General features: G+C 54.7%; 14 protein-coding genes and 1 tRNA gene. 8 read left to right on the top strand and 7 right to left on the bottom strand.

Translation table 11 applies throughout. The features are described from left to right. Positions 1-544: FliM/FliN family flagellar motor switch protein (locus E1297_RS31260; protein WP_209016105.1), on the top strand; the 544-nt coding region annotated here is incomplete at its 5' end. On the opposite strand, the gene E1297_RS31255 is transcribed toward E1297_RS31260, so the two are convergent. From E1297_RS31255 to E1297_RS31240, 4 genes are read right to left on the bottom strand one after another with little or no spacing between them, the layout of a single operon-like run. Next, positions 545-976: a TIGR01244 family sulfur transferase gene (locus E1297_RS31255; RefSeq protein WP_155144912.1), complete on the bottom strand. Its 432-nt coding sequence runs from the start codon at positions 974-976 to the stop codon at positions 545-547. A 9-nt stretch (positions 977-985) separates the two neighbouring features. Next, positions 986-1,417: a DUF6691 family protein gene (locus E1297_RS31250; RefSeq protein ID WP_155144910.1), complete on the bottom strand. Its 432-nt coding sequence runs from the start codon at positions 1,415-1,417 to the stop codon at positions 986-988. Beyond that, positions 1,417-1,845 (bottom strand): YeeE/YedE family protein, encoded by a 429-nt coding sequence (locus E1297_RS31245; protein ID WP_155144908.1) that lies wholly within the window; start codon positions 1,843-1,845, stop codon positions 1,417-1,419. The genes E1297_RS31250 and E1297_RS31245 overlap by 1 nt, the downstream gene beginning before the upstream one ends. Positions 1,846-1,880: 35 nt before the next feature. Then, positions 1,881-2,744 (bottom strand): MBL fold metallo-hydrolase, encoded by an 864-nt coding sequence (locus E1297_RS31240; protein ID WP_368669753.1) that lies wholly within the window; start codon positions 2,742-2,744, stop codon positions 1,881-1,883. 246 nt (positions 2,745-2,990) lie between these two features. Here E1297_RS31240 and E1297_RS31235 point away from each other — a divergent pair, with 246 nt between their 5' ends. Beyond that, a complete protein-coding gene (locus E1297_RS31235) occupies positions 2,991-3,206 on the top strand; it encodes a hypothetical protein (RefSeq protein ID WP_155144906.1) in 216 nt (71 codons plus the stop codon). An 8-nt stretch (positions 3,207-3,214) separates the two neighbouring features. On the opposite strand, the gene E1297_RS31230 is transcribed toward E1297_RS31235, so the two are convergent. After that, a complete protein-coding gene (locus tag E1297_RS31230) occupies positions 3,215-3,433 on the bottom strand; it encodes a hypothetical protein (protein WP_155144905.1) in 219 nt (72 codons plus the stop codon). Between the two features lie 163 nt (positions 3,434-3,596). Here E1297_RS31230 and E1297_RS31225 point away from each other — a divergent pair, with 163 nt between their 5' ends. From E1297_RS31225 to rpsD, 4 genes are all read left to right on the top strand, one after another. Beyond that, positions 3,597-3,863 carry a DUF2312 domain-containing protein gene (locus E1297_RS31225; RefSeq protein WP_155144903.1) on the top strand — a complete coding sequence of 89 codons (267 nt, stop codon included), beginning with the start codon at positions 3,597-3,599 and terminating at the stop codon, positions 3,861-3,863. Positions 3,864-4,379: 516 nt separating this feature from the next. Continuing rightward, positions 4,380-4,455, top strand: a tRNA-Thr gene (locus tag E1297_RS31220). Positions 4,456-4,891: 436 nt separating this feature from the next. Beyond that, positions 4,892-5,407, top strand: coding sequence for a hypothetical protein (locus E1297_RS31215; protein WP_155144901.1), 516 nt, complete (start codon positions 4,892-4,894; stop codon positions 5,405-5,407). A gap of 208 nt (positions 5,408-5,615) precedes the next feature. Continuing rightward, entirely contained in the window at positions 5,616-6,236 is a 621-nt protein-coding gene (gene rpsD, locus E1297_RS31210; protein ID WP_170325974.1) for a 30S ribosomal protein S4, read from the top strand. A gap of 59 nt (positions 6,237-6,295) precedes the next feature. Here the strand turns inward: rpsD and E1297_RS31205 are convergent, their stop codons facing one another. Further along, positions 6,296-6,577, bottom strand: a complete 282-nt coding sequence (locus E1297_RS31205) for a DUF1330 domain-containing protein (RefSeq protein WP_155144900.1) — start codon at positions 6,575-6,577, stop codon at positions 6,296-6,298. A gap of 94 nt (positions 6,578-6,671) precedes the next feature. On the opposite strand from E1297_RS31205, the gene E1297_RS31200 reads away from it, so the two are divergent. Next, positions 6,672-7,544: a LysR family transcriptional regulator gene (locus E1297_RS31200; RefSeq protein ID WP_155144898.1), complete on the top strand. Its 873-nt coding sequence runs from the start codon at positions 6,672-6,674 to the stop codon at positions 7,542-7,544. Here E1297_RS31200 and E1297_RS31195 read toward each other — a convergent pair whose 3' ends face one another. Next, positions 7,545-8,006 (bottom strand): Lrp/AsnC family transcriptional regulator, encoded by a 462-nt coding sequence (locus E1297_RS31195; protein ID WP_155144896.1) that lies wholly within the window; start codon positions 8,004-8,006, stop codon positions 7,545-7,547. 102 nt (positions 8,007-8,108) lie between these two features. Between E1297_RS31195 and E1297_RS31190 the strand changes: the two genes are divergently transcribed. Beyond that, a partial coding sequence (locus E1297_RS31190; RefSeq protein ID WP_155145051.1) for an aminotransferase class V-fold PLP-dependent enzyme occupies positions 8,109-9,113 on the top strand: 1,005 nt, incomplete at its 3' end.

Here is a 9,113-nt window from a genome sequence, read left to right as displayed (position 1 = left end):
GCTAAGTATGTTCATACCGGAACAGCCAGCAATTGTACCCGAAGAAGAAGCAGCGCCTGTCGAGGCCGGGCCTGTTCTGGAAATGGCAACGGGCGTGATGAGGGCTGAGCTGAACGCAGTTATGTGTCGTTTGTCGTTGCCCCTGTCTGATCTTTCAGATCTGGACGTGGGCAATGTTCTTCCTCTGACCGGAGCGAGACTGGATCGCATCGACGTTTTGACCATCGAGCGAAAACGCGCAGCTGTCGGACGCCTTGGGCAATGCGGCGGGATGCGGGCAATTCGTGTGAACGAGGATTTGGGCATTCCAGTGATTGCCGGGCCAGATGCGCCTGAATTCATTGAAAGCAGAACCAGACAAGCACAGCCCGAAGTGAGAGAGGCTGATCAGCCCGAGATGACAGTGCTAGACCCGTTGGACGCAAGCGCTTTGCTGCCAATGGATCACAACCCGCTCTCCTCGAATCCGGACGAGATCGCGGCTGAGATTTCGCAGTTGGCTGGGTTGACCGGGCTTCAGGACGATCAGGACCAGAAATTCTGATCAGGTGTTCGAATTGCGAATCTGATCAAGGGCAGGGCGCAGGCCTTCCAGCGCGTATCCGGCCTTGCTGGTCGCGTCGAGAATATCGTCGGTGCTCATCCTGTCGCACTGACCCAAAGCCCAGACAACGGAACAGCGAGTACCCGAGGCGCAATAGGCCAACACCGGTCCCGCGCAGCTTTCAGCCAGATCGCGTTGCAAGGCGACGTTTTCGGCAGTCATGGTCTGATGCGTGAGTTCCAGAACTTCGTACTCCATGCCCGCTGCGCGAACGGCATCGCCGATCGCATCGGATTGCATGTCTGAAGGAACCTCTACGTTGGGACGGTTGCAGATCACCTTGGCAAAACCTGCCTCGGCGATGGCTTGCACGTCTTCCACCGTGATCTGGGGTGAGACGGCATAGCGGGGGGTAATCTGACGAATCTCCATGGCAAATCCTTAGGTCGCGTTTGCAATCCTGTCCAGTTGTGCGCCGACTTTAGGAGCCGCAAACATGCCTGCCATCATGGCAATGAGAAAGACCAGCCCCCCAAACCCTCCATAACTGAGCGAAGCCATTGCTGGACCGGGGCACAAACCTGCTAATCCCCAGCCCATGCCAAATAGCACGGATCCGAAGATCAACCGCCTGTCCAGCTCGGGTTTTGGCGGCACTGGAAAGTTGCCGCCAGACAGTGGTTTCCGGCTTTGCGTTAGGCGCCAGGCAATCAGCATAGGTAGGATTGCACCACCCATCACAAAAGCGAGTGTTGAGTCCCAGTTGCCAAACACGTCCAGCCAGCCCTGAACTTTGGTCGTGTCAGTCATCCCTGAAACCATCAAGCCAGTCCCAAAAAGCGATCCGGCAATAAGCGCAATCATAACGCGCATCAGATCAGCCCCCAGACATGGCGGAACAAGACAAGCGTGATCCCACCGGCCAGAATGTAAAACACGGTAGCAACCATACCGCGTAGCGAGAATCTTGATATGCCACAGACACCATGCCCCGAGGTGCATCCATTCGCAATACGCGTGCCAACGCCGACCAGCAAACCGGCGATAACCACAACCGCCAGATCGCTGGTCAAATGGGTTTCTGCCTGAGGTGCGATTAAGGGTTTCAGTAGCAATGGCAAGACGATCACACCGGCAATGAAAGCCAGTCGTTCCTTCGCTTCGCTTTTGCCACTGCCGTCAACCAGCGCGCCGAGAATGCCGCTTGCCCCCATAATGCGTCCATTCCCCAGCAAATAAACCGCTGCGCCAAGTCCAATCAGCAGACCGCCAATCAAACCCCATATCCATTCCGGATTCATGCTGAGATGTCTCCTTATCTAAGGCCGTAGGTGCATCAAATTTTGTTGATCGGCAGCTTCAGGAAAACATCGCCTTCCTCATCGGCAGGGGGCATTTGTCCAGCGCGCATGTTGACTTGCAGCGAAGGCAGGATCAGTCGTGGCATGCCCAATGTTGCATCGCGGGCATCGCGCATCTCGGTAAACTCTTCGATGCTGCGTCCCTGGCCGATGTGAACATTCAATGCTTTCTGCTCACCAACAGTGGTTTCCCACGCGTACTCATCCCGCCCCGGTGCCTTGTAGTCATGTCCGACATAGATCCGGGTTTCGTCCGGCAGCGATAAGATCTTTTGGATCGATTCATACAGCATTGCCGAAGAACCGCCCGGGAAGTCACATCTGGCGGTTCCAAAGTCTGGCATGAAGAGCGTGTCTCCTACAAAGGCCGCATCACCCAGAACATAGGTCAGACAGGCCGGAGTGTGCCCCGGAGTGTGCAGGACATCGCCCCGCATCTGGCCGATGTGAAAGCTGTCTCCTTCAGAGAACAGCGCATCAAACTGGCTGCCATCGCGCTGGAATTCCGTACCTTCGTTGAACACTTTGCCAAAGGTATCCTGTACAACGACAATATTCTTGCCGATGCCGATTTTCCCGCCAAGTTTTTGCTGAAGATAGGGTGCTGCTGACAAATGGTCGGCATGCACATGGCTTTCGAGTATCCATTCAACCTTGAGGTTATTTACGGTCACATACTCGATGATCTGATCGGCAGATCCTGTGTCCGTGCGACCCGAGGCATGGTCAAAATCCAACACGCTGTCGATGATTGCGCAGGCCGCGCCTTCGGGTTCCTGAACCACGTAAGACACCGTGTTTGTCTGCTCGTCAAAAAAGGCCTTTACGATTGGTGTCACGTGCTCCTCCTGTGCTTCTTACTTTTCATATAGTGATAGCGGAATGTGACACAACTGCCAATTCACGACTTGATGTCTGTCAAGGCAGCCAAAGTTAAATCCGCGTAATAAGTATGCATCCTGCGGAGCCTCGCCCGAAATCGCAAAATAGCTGAGCGGATTTCCGCAGGCATTCATTAAGTCTCAAGTTGGTCTTAATGCCGTTACCTATATCTGGCAGACTGGTGCTAAGTGGGAGGATGCAAAATGACTGCACAAGATCTCTACACAGAAGTCGAGCGGCTTGAAAAAAAGCTTAACGGCGCATGTCTGGACACCCGGTTGGCCCTTCAACCGAATGTCAGCAGAATAGTCGATCAGATGCGGGCGAAACGTATGCAGATACCGTCACGCCTGCGCAGGCTGGACGCGGCTTTGTTTGAAGACGCGGTTGAAGCGCGCTTTGACAACATGCCGGTCTGACCGGTTGGTCATCCAAAGGATATCCCGAGGATGACCATCATCAGTCCGATGACGGATAAAAACAGTGATGCAAGGTTCCAGGGCAGTACAGCCTGAACCGCTGCGCGCAATTCATCATCCGACAGACCTGCCTTACGCGCTTTCATCACGCGCAGAATACACCATACCAGTCCAAGCATTCCGGCCAATGACAGGGCAGCTCCGCCCCAGATGATGATGTCGAACATTGCTTTCCACACATGTCTCTTGTTTCACGACCGCGCTTAGCGGATCACCGCTGCTGGCACAAGCCTGACAGCCCAAAGTGCGCTTGCGGCCAGAGCGGCAGCAATGTATCCGGCTTACTGCCCGAAACCTTGCGGATTATTTTAGCCTTTGGGAGAGACGCATATGGAAGACATCACCGAAGATCAGGCCGCCGCCAACTATCGAGTCACAGCAGGTGAGCTGCGCCAGTTCATCGAACGGTTCGAGCGTCTGGAAGCCGAAAAGAAGGACATCGCGGAACAGCAAAAGGAAGTGATGGCCGAGGCGAAAGCCCGCGGTTACGACACCAAGGTGATGCGTAAGGTGGTTGCTCTAAGAAAGCGCGACAAAGACGATATCGCCGAAGAAGAAGCGGTTCTGGAAATGTATAAGGAAGCGCTGGGCATGTAAGCCTTGCCGAGGAGGTCTCAAAGCGCCTCCTCGGGCTTCGAAAGAACAGCTGGCACGCATTGGTGATGTGCCAGATTTACCAAGCACCAATCGGACACGGCGGCCATAGCATCGCTGTTTCCGATTGGTGGGATCAATTTCTCCACATACTTGCTCGAGATCGACTTGCAACGCCAGAGCGCCCTGCGACGCAACTGCAGGCCTTCTTCACTTTATCAGGTCGGTTGATCTGAGGTGGCGAATCAACTCGCTTGTGTTGCTCAGGCTATAGCCGCGGATGTTCACGCGATGCCGGGCAGTCGGCCCATAGCGCCTTAGGCACATCTCTCGCATGAGCGCGCAATTCCCCGCTCCCATTACGTATAATAAAGCCGGGTTTTGGATGGTTTGTTGCGCAAGTTGCCCTTCTGACCGGTAGCTGGTTGCACGGCTGACACCAGAAAATTCTGTCTACAGCAAGATCAGGTTAAATTGGGGCTTGCGGTCTCTTCCCATAGTGATTAATCGGACGCCAGCGCCCCTATAGCTCAGCTGGTAGAGCAACTGATTTGTAATCAGTAGGTCCGCGGTTCGAGTCCGTGTGGGGGCACCACTTCACGAAGTTTAGTGTACTTTCCAGTCATCAAAAAACTTGTTTTGTCGGGTCATGGCAACTCTAGTTGGTGCTGATTTAGGCATATCACCCGTATCCGCGCTTGCTGATGCAGAAGCCAATAATCGTTTTAAAAGCATAAGCTTATGATGTTGACGCCAAGGGTAAATGATTCGCTTTATTGGGTTTAATTCGGTACTTCGCATAGGGTGTTTGCAGTCCCTAGTATTGATACCAATATTGATATGTGAGGATGTTAGATCTTTGAGAGCGCATATCGGGAAATATGCATGATTCAGATTGACATGCGGTTGATCTAAGTATCAATTTGATTTGACACGCAGGCAACAATCTCGTGATTGCTGCAATTACGTCTCTTTTCCGCCGAATTTATCGTTGATACACAGGCCTTGTAATTGGTGGGGTGTTGAAAGGTATGAGTGGGCAGATGAGTACCGGTCTAAACGGTCGTATAGCAGTTTCCTGGAATCAAACAGAACTTGACGGGCTTGAGGCAGCGCCACTTGCCCTCGTAGCTGTTGGGTCCGCCTGGTCATGGCGTGGTAAAGCTGTACAGCTTTCTGCCGCAGAGACCATGGGTTTGGTGCAAACGGCCCACTCTGTGGCACCGTTATTGACCTCGGGCATCGACATGCTTTCGGCGATTGGCCCTGTAATCGGTTCGGTTGCGACCATCGAGTTTTCGAATGGCTCTCAGCAATTCTCGGCAGAGCTGATCAGAGTTGAGGGAAGCGATTCCCCGGTGTTGATTTTTGAAAACGGTTGTCCTGAACGGGATCAGGAGTTCTGGGTGAGAAGTGTTTCCGCGCAAACTGACCTGGCTGATTTCGATCGGGAGGTCGATCAGACAGTTGTGGCGTTTCCCGGCCCTCGTTCAGAAGAGAAGCGTGAGTCGACATCTACTCCTCACGTTGTTTACGCAGCAGAATAAAGTGGCAAGCAGGGCTATGCGGTCATCGCGGGAATTTTTCTGCAGGGTGGCCTCAGTATGTTGACTCTGACAATTCCCAAGATATAAGCGCGACTTCATTGGTGTTGGTGGCCCCCGCAAGGGGATGCCTGTCATGGGGGAGACCTCAAGAGGACAACGCCCTTCATAGTGGCCCGCTGGGCCTCGACCTAAACGAAGGAGATCAGCCGTGACCAAACGCACGTCTGCCAAGTACAAAATCGACCGCCGGATGGGCGAAAACATCTGGGGTCGTCCGAAATCCCCGATCAACCGTCGTGAATATGGCCCCGGCCAGCACGGTCAGCGCCGCAAGGGCAAACTGTCGGACTTCGGTTTGCAGCTGCGCGCCAAGCAGAAGCTGAAAGGCTATTACGGCGACCTGACCGAGAAGCAGTTCCGCCGCATCTACGCCGAAGCTGAGCGTGTAAAAGGCGACACCGGTGAAAACCTGATCGGTCTGCTGGAGCGCCGCCTGGACGCTGTTGTTTACCGCGCCAAGTTCGTACCAACCGTGTTTGCTGCACGTCAGTTCGTGAACCACGGCCACGTCAAAGTGAACGGCAAGCGGGTCAATATTCCGTCCTACCGCGTCAAGGAAGGCGACGTGATCGAAGTACGTGACAAGTCCAAGCAGCTGGCTGTTGTTCTGGAAGCTGTTGCTCTGGCCGAGCGTGATGTTCCTGATTACATCGATGCTGATCACTCGAAAATGACCGCTACTTTCGTTCGTGCACCGGGCCTGAGCGATGTGCCTTACCCGGTCATGATGGAACCGAACCTGGTCGTCGAATTCTACGCGAAGAACTAATCTTCGCCGAAACGATCCAAGTTTCAGAGCCGCGCCCAAAAGCGCGGCTCTTTCTTTATTTACCCAAGCAGGATTATGTCGGACGATCCGATATTGCGGCGCAGTGCGTGGACATCACTCAGCGCCGGGTCATTGATCCATCCCAAGGCGGACTCGCGATCTGGAAATGAAAGAAGGGCGGCAACGTCCGGCAGGTCTGGCGCGCCGTCCAGAGCGGTAGGCTCTGCTGACGCGGTTTCGACCCTGCCGCCATGGCGTGCCAGCGCATCCCCGGCTTTTTCACGATAGGCGGCCAGAGCATCGGGGTTTTTTACTGTCAATTTGGCGTAGGCATAAATCATCAATCTACTCCTTGGTTGTGCAGCTAAAACCTATGTTGGAAAGGTTTTTGCGAAAACGCGTGCAATTGCAGTTGGCTTATGCATAAACGCATGCATGACGATAAACTGGGATGACTATCGAACCGTACTGGCCGTGGTGCGCGCGCGTACCTTGACCGCTGCATCAGAGCGGCTTGGTGTAAACTACACCACCGTTGCCCGCCGTATTGCCCGGGTGGAAACCGCCACCGGAGAGGTGTTGTTTGAACGTTTGCCAGATGGCTACCGTCCCACCGAGGCCGGGCATCTGGTGGCTCAGCATGCGGCAAGCATGGAAGGTGCTGAGCACGCCATGCTCAGGGGGTTATCCGGTCAGGATACGCGTCTGGAAGGGGAGCTGACCCTGACAGCACCTCAGCTTTTGATTGCGCATGTACTCTCACCGGTTCTGGACGCGTTCTCGGCTCAACATCCCGGTGTTAAGCTCAGAGTTCGGGCTGACAATGAGATCGTGGATCTGAACAGGCGCGAAGCAGACATAGCCATCCGTATCAGTCGCAATCCGGGTGATACCCTGAAGGGACTGCGCTTGGCCGAACAATTCTCGGCTTACTACGCTTCACCAGAACTTATGCAGCGTGTGTCGGACGCCCCGCATGGGCCGGTGGATTGGTTGGTTTATGAAAAACAACCAGACCTGTCTGAGGAGGTGATCCAGACACACCCCGGTTCGCGTATTCGAATGCGATTTGACGATATGGTTGCCATGTCTTCCGCCGCGCAGGCGGGGTTAGGTGCTGTCAAGATGCCGATGTTTCTGGGGCGGTCACTGCCCGGTCTCGTTCAACTCCCGACACTTTCACCGCAACCTTACGCGGATATCTGGGTGGTGGCCCATCCAGATGTGTGGCCGTCGGCCAAATTGAAGGCCTTTCGTTCCATCGCAGTTCCACACTTTCGCAGGCTACGCCCGCTGTTCACGGCCTGATCAGATCGGCAGCGGCCGGCCTTCGGCAATAGCCTCCATGGCAAAGTACGAGGTCACGCTGTCCAGTTCGACCTTTTCGATAAGTCGCTGATAGACCTTGTCGTAAGAGGCCATGTCTTCGGTCACGACTTTCAACTGATAGTCGTAGTCTCCGCCAATGCGATGAAAATCGACTACTTCAGGGATGGTCAGGACATGGCTGCGAAACGCCTGAAGCCACTCCGCCGAATGATGCCTTGTACGCAGCATCACAAAGACAACAAGATTGAGCCCCAGCTTTTCCCGTGCAATCCGCGCGGAAGACCCCTGTAGAACGCCGTCGTCGTTCAACACCTTCAGGCGCCGCCAGCAAGCATTCTGGGACAAGCCAACCCGATCCGCCAGCTCGCGCTGCGAGAGGGTCGCGTCCTTTTGCAGTTCTTTCAGGATGAGGGTGTCAATATGATCTATTTTATGGGCCATATCTAATCATATGACACAAATCTGAGGAAATACAGGCAAAGAATGGTGAAGTTTCTGCATTCCAGATCAATCACATTGGTTATGCAATATGGAGCCTATGTTATGACCCTGTCCAAGTTTCGTGCAGATATCCAATCCACCACTCACAATTCCACGCTGCGCGATGGGCTGATCGGTGAGGGTGTCCTCATCCCTGGTCTGCATGGGGACGTACCGCTTGTCTATGCGGATTACGTTGCTTCGGGCCGCGCGATGCGGCAGGTCGAAGATTTTATCGCCCAAGATGTGCTGCCGTTCTATGCGAACAGCCATACCGAGGCCTCCTATTGCGGTTCCTACATGACACGGCTTCGTCGCGAAGCGCGTGCTGAAATAGCCCGCATTGTTGGCGCGAGGGGAGAGGACGCGGTGATCTTTACCGGGTCCGGAGCCACTGCTGGGCTTAATCGGCTGGTCAGCTTACTGGGAGTGGAAGAGGCTGACCGGCCGATTATCCTGATTGGTCCATACGAGCATCACTCGAACATTCTGCCTTGGCGGGAAAGCAAGGCGCAGGTGATCGAAATTCCCGAAGCGCCCGCTGGCGGGCCTGATCTGGCAGTGCTGGAACAAACACTGGCTGACAATGCAGGGTCTGATCTGATCATTGGTTCTTTCTCGGCCGCGTCGAACGTAACGGGCATCATCACCGATCCCGATCCGGTCACGCGTCTTCTGAAGGCGCATGGGGCGCTGGCCGTTTGGGATTATGCAGGCGGCGGCCCTTACCTGCCAATGAATATGGGTCCAGAAGATGCTCGCAAGGATGCCATTGTTGTCTCACCCCACAAGTTTCCCGGCGGTCCGGGCGCATCAGGTGTATTGGTAGTCAATCAGCGCGCCGTTCAGCGCACGTGCCCCAGTTGGCCGGGTGGCGGTACCGTAAGTTTCGTGTCCCCGTGGCGGCATGACTACAGCGAGGATTTGGCGACGCGGGAAGAGGCCGGTACGCCCAATGTCATCGGCGATATCCGGGCTGCGCTTGCCTTTATCGTCAAGGATGTTGTCGGAACTGATGAGATCGCGAGACGAGAGGTTCTGTATAACAAAATGGCTCTGGATGGTTGG

It is taken from the genome of Roseibium sp. RKSG952, from assembly GCF_009711355.1.
Note: the sequence above shows the minus strand (reverse complement) of the source record. Positions and strands in the feature narration are given on the sequence as shown.